Genomic DNA, 15,308 nt, shown 5'->3' with positions numbered 1-15,308 from the left:
TCCACCCGACCACTCGCAGCCCCCGCCGCGCAACCCGATCATCGTGACAGTGACCTCCCCCACGGACGTCCGGTGAAACACCTGTCCGTGAGGAACACCGCGGCCTCTGACACCATGGATTCCGTGAGCCTTCCCTGTGTCGACCCAGTTTCGCAGATGCGAGGAGGGTGACGCCCTTTCGTCATACGGAGAGAACGCGCTCCCTGCTCACCCGTGGCCGAGATCATCCGCCCCGGCCGCCCGAACACTCGAATCGCAGATCAGGACCAAAGTGGCGTATTCATACGAAGCCCCAGTTTCGCAGGCGCTCTTCGATCGGGCGTCCCAGGTGACGCCCGGCGGCGTCAACTCTCCCGTGCGGGCCTTCAGGGCCGTGGGCGGCACGCCCCGGTTCATGGTGTCCGGCACCGGCCCGTATCTCACCGATGCCGACGGACGCGAGTACGTCGATGTCGTCTGCTCGTGGGGGCCGATGATTCTCGGCCACTCGCACCCGGCTGTGCTGGAGGCCGTGCACTCCGCCGTGGCGCGCGGCACCTCCTTCGGTACGCCCGGTGAGGGGGAGGTCGCCCTCGCCGAGGAGATCGTGGCCCGGGTGGCGCCGGTCGAGCAGGTGCGGCTGGTCTCCAGCGGCACCGAGGCGACGATGTCGGCGATCCGGCTGGCCCGTGGCTTCACCGGCCGGGCCAAGGTCGTGAAGTTCGCCGGCTGCTACCACGGCCATGTGGACGCCCTGCTCGCCGCCGCCGGGTCCGGTGTGGCGACCTTCGGGCTGCCCGACACCCCCGGCGTCACCGGCGCCCAGGCCGGTGAGACGGTCGTCCTGCCGTACAACGACCTCGATGCCGTACGCCAGGCGTTCGCCGCGCACCCCGGCGACATCGCCTGTGTGATCACCGAGGCGTCACCCGGCAATATGGGCGTCGTCCCGCCACGGCCCGGTTTCAACCAGGGGCTGCGGGATCTGTGCCGTGAGCACGGCGCGCTGTACATCTCCGACGAGGTCATGACCGGCTTCCGTACCAGCAGGGCAGGCTGGTACGGCGTGGACGGCGTCGAGCCCGATCTGATGACCTTCGGCAAGGTCATGGGCGGCGGCTTCCCGGCCGCCGCGTTCGGCGGGCGTGCCGAGGTGATGGGGCGGCTCGCCCCGGCCGGGCCCGTCTACCAGGCGGGCACCCTCTCCGGGAACCCCGTGGCGACCGCGGCGGGCCTCGCGCAGCTCCGGCTGCTGGACCAGGCCGCGTACGACACGCTCGACGCGGTCTCCGCGGAGATCCGGGGACTGGTGAGCGACGCCCTGACGAAGGAGGGCGTGGCCCACCGCCTCCAGAGCGCGAGCAACATGTTCTCCGTCTTCTTCACCGCGGACGAGGTGCGGAACTACGACGACGCCCGACGCCAGGAGGCGTTCCGGTTCAACGCCTTCTTCCACTCGATGCTCGCCGACGGGGTCTATCTGCCACCGTCCGCGTTCGAGTCCTGGTTCGTCTCGACGGCGCATGACAGCCGGGCCGTGGAGCGGATCGCCGCGGCGCTGCCCGCAGCCGCCCGCGCCGCGGCGGAGGCCACCGTATGAGCACCGGCACCGGCACCGGCAGCAGCGGGACCGGCACCGGGACCGGCGAAGAGCGGACCGTCGTCCATCTGATGCGGCACGGCGAGGTCCACAACCCGGACGGTGTCCTCTACGGCCGCCGCTCCGGGTACCACCTCTCCGAACTCGGCCACCGGATGGCCGACCGGGTCGCCGAGCATCTCGCGGGCCGGGATGTCACCCATGTGGTCGCCTCCCCGCTGGAGCGCGCCCAGGAGAGCGCCGCCCCCATCGCCAAGAGTCACGGCCTCGGCCTCGCCACCGACGCCCGGCTGATCGAGGCGGGCAATGTCTTCGAGGGCAAGACCTTCGGCGTCGGCGACGGCGCGCTGCGCAGGCCGTCGAACTGGCGGCATCTGATGAATCCGTTCCGCCCGTCGTGGGGGGAGCCGTATATCGAGCAGGTCGTACGGATGATGGGCGCGCTGAACACCGCACGGGACGCGGCCCGCGGCCATGAGGCCGTCTGTGTCAGCCATCAGCTGCCGATCTGGATCGTCCGGAGCTTTGTCGAACGGCGCAGGCTGTGGCACGACCCGCGCCGCCGGCAGTGCACGCTGGCGTCCCTGACCACCTTCACCTTCGAGGGCGACCGCATCGTCTCGGTCGGCTACTCGGAGCCCGCGCGCGATCTGGTGCCGGCGCATCTGCTGGCCGGGGCCAAGCCGGTGAAGGGGAAGGCGAAGGCTTTCGGCGCGTAGGCCCGCTCAGTCCCCCCCCGCCCTCTCCCGGCCCGTCCCGCTCAGTCCCCCGCCGTCTCCCGGCCCGTCCCGCCCTGTCGCGGTGCCCGTCCCGATATATCCCGCTCTGTCCCGGCCCGGCCCTGCCCGTACTGGCGTCCCGCGCGGCACCTCGGCGGAATCGGGTTGCCCGTACAGGTAACCCGTACGGGCAGACAGTTGGCCCGTACAGAAAAAGAGGGCGGCTCCGGGAACCTGTGTCTTCTCTGTGACCTCTAAGCCAGTAGTCGGTTTTCAGCCGGTGATCGGTGCGAACGGGGGCTCTCCACGGTGAGCGTGGGACAGGGAAAGCAGATACGTGGTATCAGCCGCAGGGGACTCCTCGGGGCTGGAGCCGGTGCCGCGGCGGCGCTGGGCGTGGCGGGCTGCGGGTCCGGCGGCCAGGACAAGGGCGGTCCGGGCAAGGGGGGCGGCAGCAGTCCGGGCAAGGGCGGCACATCGAGCCCCTCGCCCGAGGTGACTCCCCTCAGGCTCATAGGCGACGGCTCCACCTCCGACACCGGAGCGCAGCCGAACCAGCCGCCCGGCGTCGTCACCCTGGAACCGGGACAGGCTCCGCCGCAATTCGTGGTCTTCTCCTGGGACGGTGCGGGAGAGGTCGGCAACGGCCTCTTCCCGCGTTTTCTCGAACTCGCCAGGAATCATGACGCGGCGATGACCTTCTTCCTCTCCGGGATCTATCTGCTCCCCGAGTCGAAGAAATCGCTCTACCGCCCGCCGAACAACGCCGCCGGCGCCTCGGACATCGGCTATCTCACCGACGCGCACATCAAGGACACCCTGAAGTACATACGCCAGGCATGGCTGGACGGCCATGAGATAGGCACCCACTTCAACGGGCATTTCTGCGGCGGCTCGGGATCGGTCGGCAACTGGACGCCCGCCGACTGGGAGAACGAGATCGAACAGGCTGTGTCCTTCGTCACGAAGTGGCGTACGAACACCGGCTGGAAAGACGTCGACCCGCTGCCCTTCGACTACGGCGTGGAACTCACCGGCGGCCGTACTCCCTGTCTGCTGGGACAGCGCAAGCTGCTGCCCACCGCCAAGAAGCTCGGCTGGCGCTACGACGCCAGTTCACCCGGTGGCCTCCAGACCTGGCCCCACCGGCGCAAGGGCCTGTGGGACCTGCCGCTGCAGCAGGTCCCGTTCCCCGGGCGGTCCTTCGAGGTGCTGTCGATGGACTACAACCTGATGTACAACCAGTCGCGGAATTCGACCAAGGGCCCGCCCGAGCGGCACCCGGCGTGGCGCAGGCAGGCGACGGGGGCGTACCTCAAGGGATTCCGGCGCGCGTACGAGACCAATCGAGCGCCGCTGTTCATAGGGAACCACTTCGAACAGTGGAACGGCGGCATCTATATGGACGCCGTCGAGGAGGCGGTCAAGGGGATGGCCGGGAAGAAGGACGTACGGCTGGTGTCCTTCCGCCAGTTCTGCGACTGGCTCGATGTCCAGCACCCGACCGTACTCGACAAGCTCCGTACGCTGGGGGTGGGCCAGGCCCCGCCCGGCGGATGGAACGCTTTCCTTAAGGGCGTTTGACAACGGTCCTATAGGGTCTTACGGGCATCGAGGGGGGCGCGGAAGATCGGCGGAACCGCCATGCGAAACTTTTCACATGAGCTACCGCCGTGCCCCTCGCGCCGCCCTGCTGACCGCCGTGCTCGCGGTCGGCGCGCTCACCCTCTCCGCCTGTAGTGGTGACACCGGGAAGTCCGGCGGTGGCGGCGACACCAATTTCGTCACCGACACCGGCGGTATCTCCACCGCCGCCAAGGGCAAGCGCGCGGCCACCAACGAGATCTCGGGCGAGACCCTCGACGGGAAGCCACTCGATCTCGCCGACTTCAAGGGCAAGGTCGTTGTCCTGAACGCCTGGGGATCATGGTGCCCGCCCTGCCGGGCCGAGGCACCGCATTTCGCCAAGGTCGCCAAGGAGCTGAAGCCGCAGGGCGTGGAGTTCGTCGGGCTGAACACCCGCGACCAGAACAAGAGCCCGGCGATCGCCTTCGAGAAGGACTACGGCGTGGAGTATCCGAGCCTGTACGACCCCGTGGGCAAGCTGATCGTCAACGGATTCCCCCGGGGCACCCTGATGCCGCAGGCCATTCCCAGTACGGTCGTCCTCGACCGGGAGGGAAAGATCGCGGCCCGCGCGCTACAGCCGCTCGGGGAGAAGGAACTCCGCAAGATGATCGAGCCGCTGATCGCGGAGAAGTGATCCCGTGCGGACCGTGGAATTGCTCGCCGCCCCCGGCGTCAACGAAACCGTGCTCGCCGCCGGCATGAACGAGACGGTCTTCAGCGGCGCGCTGGCGCTCGCCCTGCCCATCGCCGTACTCGGCGGGCTCGTCTCCTTCTTCTCTCCCTGTGTGCTGCCGCTCGTCCCCGGCTATCTCTCGTACGTCACCGGGGTCGGCGGCAGCGATCTGGCCGAGGCCAAGCGCGGCCGGATGGTCCTCGGCGCCTCCCTGTTCGTCCTCGGCTTCTCCGCCGTCTTCGTCTCGGGCGGCGCGCTCTTCGGGTACTTCGGCTCCCAGCTCCAGGAGCAGCAGGAGGTCCTCTCCAAGATCCTCGGGGTGCTGATGGTGCTCCTGGGGGTCTTCTTCATGGGTCTGTTGCCCGGGATGAGCCAGCGTGAGTTCCGCTTCCACACCCGGCCCACGGCAGGTCTGGTGGGCGCCCCCGTGCTGGGCGCGCTGTTCGGCATCGGCTGGACGCCCTGTATCGGCCCGACGCTCGCCGCCGTGCAGGTGCTCGCCGCCGACCAGGGGAGCGCGGGCCGGGGGGCCATACTGACGGTCGCGTACTGCGTCGGTCTCGGTCTGCCCTTCGTGCTCGCGGCGGTCGCCTTCCGCAAGGCGCTCGGTGCGTTCGGCTGGGTCAAGCGCCACTACGTCTGGGTGATGCGGATCGGCGGCATCATGATGATCGCGACGGGCGTTCTGCTGCTGACCGGCGTCTGGGGCGTCATCGTCCAGCAGATGCAGACCTGGTCCAACGGTTTCACGGTGGGGATCTGACACCAATGAGCAAGACGAGTACACCGACCGGGCGGCCGGAGCCGTCGGAGCAGCTTGAGCCGTCGGAACAGGAGCCTTCGGAAAAGGAGCGGTCCGAACAGGAGCGGTCCGAGCAGGAGCGGTCGGAGACGCAGCGCCAGGCCGACGCCGGCGCACAGCTCTCCACTGCCCCCAGGGAAGAGCTGATCGCCGGGCCCACCCTCGGTGTCATCGGCTGGGCCCGCTGGTTCTGGCGCCAGCTGACCTCCATGCGGGTCGCGCTGATCCTGCTGCTGCTGCTCTCGCTCGCCTCGATTCCCGGCTCGCTGGTCCCGCAGACCAGCGTCGACGACCTCAAGGTGCAGGACTGGAAGAAGAACAACGAGGGCCTGACGCCGCTCTTCGAGAAGCTCCAGCTCTTCGACGTCTACAGCTCGGTGTGGTTCTCCGCGATCTACATCCTGCTGTTCGTCTCGCTCATCGGCTGTATCGTCCCGCGCACCTGGCAGTTCGTCGGCCAGCTCCGCAGCCGTCCGCCGGGCGCCCCCGGCCGGCTCAACCGGATGCCCGCGTACACGACCTGGCGTACGGAGGCCGATCCCGAGCAGGTGCGTGAGGCAGCGCTCACCCTGCTGAAGCGCCGCCGGTTCCGTGCGCACACCGTCAAGACGGCCGTCGCCGCCGAGAAGGGTTATCTGCGCGAGGCCGGGAATCTGGTCTTCCATATCTCGCTGATCGTGATGCTCGTGGCGTTCGCCGCCGGCCAGCTCTTCAAGTCCGAGGGCGGCAAGCTGATCGTCGAGGGCGGCGGTTTCTCCAACACCCTCACGCAGTACGACGACTTCAAGTCCGGCTCGCTCTACGACATGGACGACCTGACGCCGTTCACCTTCATGCTGGACGGATTCACCGGTACGTACGAGAAGGACGGGCCGCAGCGCGGCACCCCCCGGACCTATGAGGCCGCCGTCACCTACTCCACGCCGGACGGCAAGGAGAAGAAGAAGGTCATCGAGGTCAACAAGCCGCTGGTGGTCGACGGGACGAAGGTCTATCTGCTGGCGCACGGCTACGCGCCCGTCGTCACCGTCCGGGACGGCCGGGACAAGATCGTCTTCCAGGACGCGGTCCCGCTGCTGCCGATCGACACCAATGTCACCTCCACCGGGGCGATCAAGGTGATGGACGGCTACCGCGACAAGAACGGCAAGAAGACCCAGCTCGGCTTCAGCGCCGTCTTCGTACCGACCTTCGCCGGTGTCGGCAAGGGCCAGATGTTCTCGCAGTTCCCCGGCCTGGAGTACCCGGTGCTCGCGCTGTCCGGCTTCTCCGGCAGTCTGGGCGTCGACTCGGGGCTGCCGCAGAACGTGTATCAGCTCGACACCCGCAAGATGAAGCAGTTCAAGGACGACAAGGGCGAGATCCTCCGCCAGATGCTGCGGCCGGGCGAGCGGATGGACCTCCCGGACGGCGCGGGTTCCATCACCTTCGAGAAAGAGGTGAAGGAGTGGGCGAGTTTCCAGATCTCGCAGTCGCCCGGCAACGGCTGGGCCCTGGGCGGCGCGATCGCCGCCATCGGCGGTCTGGTCGGTTCGCTGTTCATCCAGCGCCGTCGGGTCTGGGTGCGGGCCGTGCGCGCCAAGGACGGTGTGACGGTCGTCGAGATGGCGGGGCTCGGCCGCAGTGAGTCGCCGAAGCTGCCGGAGGAACTGGCCGCGCTGGCCCTGACGCTCCACGCCGAGGCGCCGACCGCGCCCGAGCCGCCGGGCGACGATTCCGCAGTGTCCTCCGCAGTGTCCCCCGCAGAGTCCTCCGAAGTATCCGATGATGCCGAACGTTCCGAAGTCTCCGCCGAAGGGGCTGAGAAGTGAATCTCGCCGCCGCAACCAACGAGAATCTCGCGCAGATCAGCAACACGCTGATCTATTCGGCGATGGCCGTGTACACACTGGCCTTTCTCGCCCATATCGCCGAGTGGGTCTTCGGCAGCCGCAGCAAGGTGGGCCGCACCGCCGCCGCGCTCACCGGGGACGCCCCCGCCGAGCAGGCCCGGAGCGGGGCCGGGGCCGGGACCGCAGCCGCCCGGCAGGGCGGCACGGCCGTCCTCGACAAGCCGAAGGTCGTCACCCGCTCGGCCCCCGGCACCCGGGATGTCCCCGACGGCCCCGGAGCCGCGGGCGGCACGTTCAAGGGTGATCTGTACGGCCGGATCGCGATCGCGCTGTCCTGCCTCGCGTTCGTCATCCAGGCGGCCGGAGTGGTGGCCCGCGCGCTGTCGGTGCAGCGGGCGCCCTGGGGCAATATGTACGAGTTCTCCATCACCTTCTCCACGGTGCTGGTCGGCGCGTACCTCGGCTTCCTGGTGGCGAAGAAGAACGTCCGCTGGCTGGGGCTGCCGCTGGTCGGCACGGTCCTGGTCGATCTGGGCATCGCCACGAAGTGGCTCTACACCGCGAGTGACCAACTCGTCCCGGCGCTGGACTCCTACTGGCTCTACATCCATGTCTCCACCGCGATCTTCTGTGGTGCGGTGTTCTATCTGGGCGCGGTCGCCACCGTGCTCTATCTGTTCCGCGACCGCTACGAGAGCAAGCTGGCGAGCGGCGGAAAGCCCGGAGCGTTCGCCACGTCGGTCCTGGACCGGCTCCCGTCCGCGGCGACGCTGGACAAGTTCGCGTACCGCATCAACGCCGCGGTCTTCCCGCTGTGGACGTTCACGATCATCGCGGGCGCGATCTGGGCGGGCGACGCCTGGGGCCGTTACTGGGGCTGGGACCCCAAGGAGGTCTGGTCCTTCATCACCTGGGTCGCGTACGCCTGCTATCTGCACGCCCGCGCGACGGCCGGGTGGAAGGGGCGGAAGGCGGCGGTCCTGGCGCTGATCGCCTTCGCGTGCTGGCTGTTCAACTACTACGGCGTGAACATCTTCGTGGACGGTCTCCACTCGTACGCCTGAGGTTCCCGGCCGGTCTCCACGTCGTGCGAACGCCGTCGTACGTACGCCGTCTATGTACGCCTGTACGCCGTCGTACGTACGCCTGGGCCGCCCCGGCCCGCGTCCCCGCGCGGGCCCCGTTTCCGAGTCGTACCGCCCGACGGCCGTGGTGCCGCCGGGCGGTCGTCGTACGTCAGGGGGCGTGCCCCCGGTCGCGCTCCCGGCGGGCGCGGCCGACTAGGTCGTTTCGGAAGCGGCTTACGCCTCCTCGTCGTTCTTCTTCGGCTTCTCCTCGTCCTTGAGGGAGCGCAGAAAGTCCGGGTTGTCGTCCGGCGCCACCCACTCGCCCCGGCGACCGCTCCCGTACGCCGCCGTCCTGCGCGGCCGTCCCGCGATGAACCAGGCGACCGGTCCGAGCAGCACCTGGCCGAAGAGCAGCACGATGATGACCCACGCCACCTTCGGCAGGTTCCTGACCTCTTTCTCGGGAGTGTTCAGGCAGTCGATAAAGGCGTAGATCCACAGCGCCAGGATCAGCAGAAAGGGCAGATACCTGAGCATGGCCTTCGGTCTCCCCGGTAGAGGTGGCGGGGCCGGAAACGCCCCCGGTGACGCGGCCAGGGTATCCGGTACCCGATACTGGAGCGCATGGCTTATGACGATCTTCGTTCCCTGCTCAGGGCTCTGGAGCGCGAGGGAGACCTCAAGCGCATCAGGGCAGAGGTCGACCCCCACCTGGAGATCGGGGAGATCGTCGACCGGGTGAACAAGGCGGGCGGGCCCGCGCTGCTCTTCGAGAATGTGCGCGGCGCGGCGATGCCGCTGGCGATGAATGTCTTCGGCACCGACCGCCGGCTGCTCAAGGCCCTCGGCCTCAAGTCGTACTCCGAGATCAGCGACAAGATCGGCGGCCTGCTCAAGCCGGAGCTGCCGCACGGCTTCGTCGGGGTGCGCGAGGCGTTCGGGAAGCTCGGCTCGATGGTGCACGTCCCGCCGAAGAAGGTGAAGGACGCCCCCGTACAGGAAGTGGTCCTGCACGGCGAGGACATCGACCTCGGCCAGCTGCCCGCGCTCTTCACCTGGCCCAAGGACGGCGGCTCCTTCTTCAATCTGGGCCTGACCCATACGAAGGACCCCGAGTCGGGTGTGCGCAATCTCGGGCTCTACCGGCTCCAGCGCCATGACCGCAAAACCATCGGCATGCACTGGCAGATCCACAAGGACAGCCGCAACCACTACCAGGTGGCGGCCCGGCGCGGTGAACGGCTGCCCGTCGCCATCGCCTTCGGCTGCCCGCCCGCCGTGACCTACGCGTCCAGCGCGCCGCTGCCCGGCGATATCGACGAGTACCTCTTCGCCGGTTTCATCCAGGGCAAGCGGATCGAGATGGTCGACTGCAAGACGGTCCCGCTCCAGGTCCCGGCGCAGGCGGAGGTCGTCCTGGAGGGCTGGCTGAAGCCGGGAGAGCTGCTGCCGGAGGGGCCGTTCGGGGACCACACCGGCTTCTACACCCCGCAGGAGCCGTTCCCCGCGCTCACCATCGACTGTGTGACGATGCGCAAGCGCCCGCTGCTCCAGTCGATCGTGGTGGGCCGCCCGCCGACCGAGGACGGCCCGCTGGGCCGTGCGACGGAACGCTTCTTCCTCCCCCTGCTCAAGATCATCGTGCCGGACATCGTGGATTACCACCTGCCGGAGTCGGGCGGCTTCCACAACTGCGCGATCGTCTCGATCGACAAGAAGTACCCCAAGCACGCGCAGAAGGTGATGTCCGCGATCTGGGGCGCGCACATGATGTCGCTGACCAAGCTGATCGTGGTGGTGGACTCCGACTGCGATGTCCATGACCTCGCCGAGGTCTCCTGGCGCGCTCTCGGCAATACGGACTACGCGCGCGACCTGACCGTGGCCGAGGGCCCGGTCGACCATCTCGACCATGCCTCCTACCAGCAGTTCTGGGGCGGCAAGGCCGGTATCGACGCGACGAAGAAGTGGCCGGAGGAGGGGTACACCCGCGACGGCGGCTGGCCCGACATGGTCGAGTCGGACCCCGCGACGGCGGCGCTGGTCGACCGCCGCTGGAAGGAGTACGGCCTGTGAGCCGCCCCGGCCAGGATCTGACGGAGAGCCGCTCCGGCCGGGACCTGGCGGAGAACTGCCCCGATCGGGACCTGGCGGAGAGCCGCCCCGGCCCGGACTTGGTGGGGAGCCGTCCCGGCCCGTACCGTGCCTCCCGCCGCCGGGGGCAGGCCCGGTGACCGCGTCCGCCGCCGCCGTACCGCAGCCGGGCCGGACCCGGGGGTTTCTGCGCCTGGTGATGATCGAGCACTCGGTCTTCGCCCTGCCGTTCGCGTATATCGCCGCACTGACCGCCATGTTCCAGCTCGACGGGAACATCCACTGGGGCCGGCTGCTGCTCGTCACCGTCGCCATGGTCGGGCTGCGGACCTTCGCGATGGCCTGCAACCGCATCATCGACCGCGAGATCGACGCCCGTAACCCGCGTACGGCGGGCCGCGAACTGGTCACCGGCGCGGTGAGCCTGCGCTCCGCGTGGACCGGCGCGCTGATCGCCGTGGTCGTCTTCCTGGGCGCGGCGGCGCTGCTCAACCCGCTCTGTCTGGCGCTCGCGCCGCTCGCCGTGATCCCGATGGTGGTCTATCCGTACGGCAAGCGGTTCACCGACTACCCGCACGCCATCCTCGGCCTGGCCCAGGCCATGGGCCCCATCGGCGCCTGGCTCGCGGTCACCGGCACCTGGTCGTGGGACGCGGTGATCCTCGGGGTCGCCGTCGGCATCTGGATCGGCGGCTTCGACCTGATCTTCGGCTGCCAGGACGTCCAGGCCGACCGCGCCGAGGGCGTCCGCTCGGTCCCGGCGCGCTTCGGTATCCCGGCGGCGCTGTACGGGGCGCGGGCGGCGCACGCGGTGACCACCGGCCTGCTGGTCTGGTACGCGCTGGCGACGGACGCGGGGGTGTTCTTCTGGGCGGGGCTGGTGATCGTGACGGTGGCGTTCTGCTACGAGCACACGGTGGTGAAGCCGCACGATCTGTCCCGGCTGAACAGGGCGTTCTTCACCGTCAATGGTTTTATCGGAATTACCCTTTTCGTGTGCGCCCTGCTGGATCTGCTGGTGCGTGGGCTGACCGTCTGACTAGCGTCTGGCCTGCCATCGAGGGCAGGACAGGGAGGCTGACGTGACCATTTCGGAGGCTGATCGCCTGCGCTCGCAGCTCAGCCGGTTCGAGGACATGTTCCCCGGCTATCGCACAGAGATCGTCGAGGGCAATATCGTGTTGAGCCCGCTGCGTCCGTTCCACAACCGGACGCTCTTGGAGGTCTGGGGGCAACTGGAGCCGCAGCTCGGGGCGGAGTGGGGCCTCATGAGCGATGTGGCCGTGCCGTTCAGCGAGGGCTTCGAGTTCTGCCCCGATCTCGCCGCCATCCCGGTGAAGGAGCGAGACCGGAACCTGACCTCGTATCCGGCCGATCTGATCGAGCTGGCCATCGAGGTCGTTTCGCCCAGCAGCATCCGCAACGACTACGAGATCAAGGACCGGCAGTACGCGGCCCGGGGCATCGCCAACTATCTGATCTTCGACCCGAACAAGGGACAGCTGGTCACCCGCTGGAACCCCGGCCCCACCGGCTACCTCGGCACCGACACCTTCCCCTACGGGGAGACCGTGACGGTGCGGACGACACTCGGCGAACTGAAGATCGACACCTCCGGCCTCCCTGTCGACCCCAGCGCCTGATACGCATGGAGACCTATCCGCTGGTGGAAGCACGCAAGCAGCTCGGTCAACTGGTCGGCCGGGTGCGCGACGGCCGCGAGTACATCCTCATCAGCGAGTACGGGCGGCCCGCCGCCGTGCTCGTCCCGGTAGAGGAGCTTGAGGAGCTGGAGCGGTTGCGGGACGAAGCCGATGTGGCGGAAGCCAGAAGGCGCCGGGCTGAACGCAGCGGACCACCGATCGGGCACGAGGAGTTCATGGCCCGGCTGGAGGCTGAGGACCGGGCAGGCTGAGCCGGAACCGGAGGGGGTGTTGCCTGATACGCGGCCCCTCCGGCCCGCCGGATAGGCTCCCTTCTGTGGAGCCAGCAGAACAGAACCCCCGCCGCCCGTGGATCGTCGGAGTCTCCGGTGCCTCCGGGACCCCCTATGCCGCAGCCGTGCTGCGCGGGCTGCTCGACGCGGGGGAGAGCGTCGATCTGGTGGTGTCGCGGGCCTCGCGGCTGACGCTGCTGGATGAGACCGGGATCGCGTTCCGGGACGCGCACTGGCGCGCGGATCTGCGGGAGTGGCTGGCCCGGGGGGCCGACGGAAAGCCGGACGCCTTCACCGTGGATGTCGGTCCCGTACGGCACTGGGCGGCCGGGGATCTGGCAGCGGGGCCGTCCTCGGGGTCGTACCCCGTGCGGGGGATGCTGATCGTGCCCGCCTCCACCGCCGCCGTCGCCGGGATCGCGCTCGGGCTCTCCAAGGATCTGCTCCAGCGCGCCGCGAGCGTGACGCTCAAGGAACGGCGGCCCCTGGTCGTCGCCGTGCGGGAGACCCCGCTGAACGGGGCGACCCTCAGACATCTGGTGACCCTGGACGAGGCCGGGGCCGTCGTCATGCCCGCGTCCCCGGCGTTCTACGCGGGGGCGACGCATATCCAGGACCTGGTCGACTTCGTGGCCGGGCGGGTGCTGGACGCGGCCGGGGTGGCACACGGGCTGTACCGCCGCTGGCAGGGTGAGCTGGGAGGCTCCCGGGGCGACTGACCCCGTATTCTGAAGGATCATCGCTGGCTTGTCGTATGAATCGCAGGGTCCTGGCCGCTGCGTGCCTTAAGTTCAGAAGCTGCTTGGGTTGAAACGATGGAAGGCTCCAGATACATGGACGCGGTGGACAGACAGCTCATCCAGGCCCTCCGGGAGAACGGCCGGGCCTCGTACGCGGAGCTGGGACGGCTCGTCGGACTCTCCGGGCCCAGCGTCACGGACCGGATCAACCGCCTGGAGGCGGCCGGTGTCATCACCGGCTACCGCGCCACCGTCGACGCGGCCTCCCTCGGACTCGGGGTCACCGCCCTGATCGGCATCTCGCTCTCCGACGCGGCCGACCACGAGGATGTGGCCCGCCGGCTGCGCGACCTCGCCGAGATCGAGGACTGCTGGTTCATCGCGGGCGACGACTCGTACATGCTCAAGGTCCGGGTGGGCGATGTCGACGGTCTGGAGAAGACGATCCGCCGTCTGAGCGGCACCCGGGGAGTCTCCCGTACGCGTACGACGATCGTGCTCTCCACCAAATGGGAGAACCGGGTCGGCGATCTGCCGGAACAGGTGTAGCAGTACGGTGGTGAAGCCCGATTGACAGCGATATGGGAGGCGGGCGCATGGACGCTGGACTCAAGCGCGAGCTGGAGGACAAGGTCAGGGCAGGGGAGCGGCTGACCCGTGAGGACGGTGTCGCCCTCTACGAGTCCGACGACCTGGCCTGGCTCGGTGGCCTCGCCCACGAGGTGCGTACGCGCAAGAACGGCGATGTCGTCCACTTCAATGTCAACCGCCATCTCAATATGACCAATGTGTGCACCGCGTCGTGTGCCTACTGCTCGTTCCAGCGCAAGCCGGGCGAGAAGGACGCGTACACCATGCGGATCGAGGAGGCCGTCCGCCTCGCCAAGGCGATGGAGAACGACAATCTCACCGAGCTGCACATCGTCAACGGGCTTCACCCCAACCTCCCCTGGCGCTACTACCCCCGTTCCCTGAGCGCCCTTAAGGAGGCCCTCCCCGAGGTCTCCCTGAAGGCGTTCACCGCCACCGAGATCCACCACTTCGAGACCATCTCGGGCAGGTCCGCCTCCGAGATCCTGGACGAGCTGATCGAGGCGGGTCTCGAATCGCTCACCGGCGGCGGTGCGGAGATCTTCGACTGGGAGATCCGCCAGCACATCGTGGATCACCGGACCCACTGGGAGGACTGGTCGCGCATCCACCGCCTCGCGCACAGCAAGGGGCTCAAGACCCCCTGCACCATGCTCTACGGGCATATCGAGGAGCCGCGCCACCGGGTCGACCACGTCCTGCGGCTGCGGGAACTCCAGGACGAGACCGGCGGCTTCCAGGTCTTCATCCCCCTGCGCTACCAGCACGACTTCGTGGACATGAAGGACGGCAAGGTCCGCAACAGGCTCCAGGCGCGGACCACCATGGCGACCGGCGCCGAGGCGCTGAAGACCTTCGCCGTCTCGCGGCTGCTCTTCGACAACGTCCCGCATGTCAAGGTCTTCTGGGTGATGCACGGGGTGCAGACCGCTCAGCTCGCCCTCCAGCACGGCGCGGACGACATGGACGGCTCGGTCGTCGAGTACAAGATCACGCATGACGCGGACAACTACGGCACGCCGAACAAGCTGACCCGTGACGATCTGCTCGATCTGATCCGGGACGCGGGCTTCCGCCCGGTGGAGCGCAACACCCGCTACGAGATCATCCGTGAGTACCCCGGGCCGGACGCCGACCGCCGTGAGTCGCCGCAGCCCATGCGCGTCTGAGGAGCCGTTGTCCAGGCCGGTCGCGGTGGGGGTGCCGTTCCGCCGCTGCCGCTGTACTGATCATTTGCCGGGCGTGCTTCACTGGATCGGCAGGATCCGCCGTACGAAATGATGGAAGAGAGAAGGCCCCGCCGTGTCAGCCAAGTCGAGCGCCGCGATCAAGTACACCGCCATGCGCCTCGCCGTCTTCGCCGGCTGCTTTGTCGTCGTGGCCGGACTGGTCCAGTTCGGCGTACTGCCCAAGGGACTCGGGGACTCCAACTTCGTCTGGGTCCTGCTGCTCGCCCTGGTGATCTCCGCCCCGCTGAGCTTCGTTCTGCTGCGCAAGCAGCGTGACGCCATGTCCGAGGAGATCGTCGGCCAGGTGGGCCGGGCGAAGGAGCGGCTGGAGTCGAACCGTACGCGGGAGGACGGCGTCACGGGATAGCGCCCTATCGGGCCGTACCGACGGTTCGCCCGTACGCCCCGGTGAACACG

At 68.5% G+C, this 15,308-nt stretch carries 17 protein-coding genes; 16 read left to right on the top strand and 1 reads right to left on the bottom strand.

Going from position 1 to position 15,308, the window contains the following annotated elements; genetic code table 11:
* Positions 1 to 271: 271 nt before the first annotated feature.
* From hemL to ccsB, 7 genes are all read left to right on the top strand, one after another.
* Positions 272 to 1,579, top strand: a complete 1,308-nt coding sequence (gene hemL / locus ACWF94_RS05860) for a glutamate-1-semialdehyde 2,1-aminomutase (protein WP_453485059.1) — start codon at positions 272 to 274, stop codon at positions 1,577 to 1,579.
* Complete coding sequence (locus ACWF94_RS05855) at positions 1,576 to 2,298, top strand: histidine phosphatase family protein (protein ID WP_453485057.1); 723 nt, start codon at positions 1,576 to 1,578, stop codon at positions 2,296 to 2,298. Before hemL ends, ACWF94_RS05855 begins: the two co-directional genes overlap by 4 nt.
* A 333-nt stretch (positions 2,299 to 2,631) precedes the next feature.
* Entirely contained in the window at positions 2,632 to 3,882 is a 1,251-nt protein-coding gene (locus ACWF94_RS05850; RefSeq protein WP_453485086.1) for a hypothetical protein, read from the top strand.
* 76 nt (positions 3,883 to 3,958) lie between these two features.
* Positions 3,959 to 4,561, top strand: coding sequence for a TlpA family protein disulfide reductase (locus ACWF94_RS05845; RefSeq protein ID WP_453485056.1), 603 nt, complete (start codon positions 3,959 to 3,961; stop codon positions 4,559 to 4,561).
* Between the two features lie 64 nt (positions 4,562 to 4,625).
* Entirely contained in the window at positions 4,626 to 5,363 is a 738-nt protein-coding gene (locus ACWF94_RS05840; protein WP_453485084.1) for a cytochrome c biogenesis CcdA family protein, read from the top strand.
* Positions 5,364 to 5,368: 5 nt separating this feature from the next.
* On the top strand, positions 5,369 to 7,213 hold the full coding sequence (resB, locus tag ACWF94_RS05835; protein WP_453485054.1) for a cytochrome c biogenesis protein ResB: 1,845 nt from the start codon (positions 5,369 to 5,371) through the stop codon (positions 7,211 to 7,213).
* A complete protein-coding gene (ccsB, locus tag ACWF94_RS05830; RefSeq protein WP_453485052.1) occupies positions 7,210 to 8,298 on the top strand; it encodes a c-type cytochrome biogenesis protein CcsB in 1,089 nt (362 codons plus the stop codon). The genes resB and ccsB overlap by 4 nt, the downstream gene beginning before the upstream one ends.
* Before the next feature lie 237 nt (positions 8,299 to 8,535).
* Here ccsB and ACWF94_RS05825 read toward each other — a convergent pair whose 3' ends face one another.
* Complete coding sequence (locus tag ACWF94_RS05825) at positions 8,536 to 8,838, bottom strand: PLD nuclease N-terminal domain-containing protein (RefSeq protein ID WP_453485050.1); 303 nt, start codon at positions 8,836 to 8,838, stop codon at positions 8,536 to 8,538.
* A gap of 87 nt (positions 8,839 to 8,925) precedes the next feature.
* Here ACWF94_RS05825 and ACWF94_RS05820 point away from each other — a divergent pair, with 87 nt between their 5' ends.
* The 9 genes from ACWF94_RS05820 (at position 8,926) to ACWF94_RS05780 (ending at position 15,258) form a co-directional block, all read left to right on the top strand.
* Complete coding sequence (locus tag ACWF94_RS05820; RefSeq protein WP_453485048.1) at positions 8,926 to 10,377, top strand: menaquinone biosynthesis decarboxylase; 1,452 nt, start codon at positions 8,926 to 8,928, stop codon at positions 10,375 to 10,377.
* Positions 10,374 to 10,535: a hypothetical protein gene (locus ACWF94_RS05815; protein WP_453485046.1), complete on the top strand. Its 162-nt coding sequence runs from the start codon at positions 10,374 to 10,376 to the stop codon at positions 10,533 to 10,535. The genes ACWF94_RS05820 and ACWF94_RS05815 overlap by 4 nt, the downstream gene beginning before the upstream one ends.
* Positions 10,532 to 11,434, top strand: coding sequence for a menaquinone biosynthesis prenyltransferase MqnP (mqnP, locus tag ACWF94_RS05810; protein ID WP_453485044.1), 903 nt, complete (start codon positions 10,532 to 10,534; stop codon positions 11,432 to 11,434). The genes ACWF94_RS05815 and mqnP overlap by 4 nt, the downstream gene beginning before the upstream one ends.
* Before the next feature lie 43 nt (positions 11,435 to 11,477).
* Positions 11,478 to 12,038 (top strand): Uma2 family endonuclease, encoded by a 561-nt coding sequence (locus ACWF94_RS05805; RefSeq protein WP_453485042.1) that lies wholly within the window; start codon positions 11,478 to 11,480, stop codon positions 12,036 to 12,038.
* 5 nt (positions 12,039 to 12,043) lie between these two features.
* A complete protein-coding gene (locus ACWF94_RS05800) occupies positions 12,044 to 12,310 on the top strand; it encodes a type II toxin-antitoxin system prevent-host-death family antitoxin (protein ID WP_453485040.1) in 267 nt (88 codons plus the stop codon).
* A gap of 65 nt (positions 12,311 to 12,375) precedes the next feature.
* Positions 12,376 to 13,050 (top strand): UbiX family flavin prenyltransferase, encoded by a 675-nt coding sequence (locus tag ACWF94_RS05795; RefSeq protein ID WP_453485038.1) that lies wholly within the window; start codon positions 12,376 to 12,378, stop codon positions 13,048 to 13,050.
* A gap of 114 nt (positions 13,051 to 13,164) precedes the next feature.
* The gene (locus ACWF94_RS05790) at positions 13,165 to 13,620 is read left to right on the top strand and encodes an Lrp/AsnC family transcriptional regulator (RefSeq protein WP_453485082.1); all 456 of its coding nucleotides are present in this window, start codon (positions 13,165 to 13,167) and stop codon (positions 13,618 to 13,620) included.
* Positions 13,621 to 13,667: 47 nt separating this feature from the next.
* Positions 13,668 to 14,831: an aminofutalosine synthase MqnE gene (gene mqnE / locus ACWF94_RS05785; RefSeq protein ID WP_453485036.1), complete on the top strand. Its 1,164-nt coding sequence runs from the start codon at positions 13,668 to 13,670 to the stop codon at positions 14,829 to 14,831.
* 172 nt (positions 14,832 to 15,003) lie between these two features.
* On the top strand, positions 15,004 to 15,258 hold the full coding sequence (locus ACWF94_RS05780; protein ID WP_453485080.1) for a DUF4229 domain-containing protein: 255 nt from the start codon (positions 15,004 to 15,006) through the stop codon (positions 15,256 to 15,258).
* Positions 15,259 to 15,308 lie beyond the last annotated feature (50 nt).

The organism is Streptomyces sp. NPDC055078, from assembly GCF_053607985.1.
This window is presented reverse-complemented; position numbering and strand designations above follow the sequence as displayed.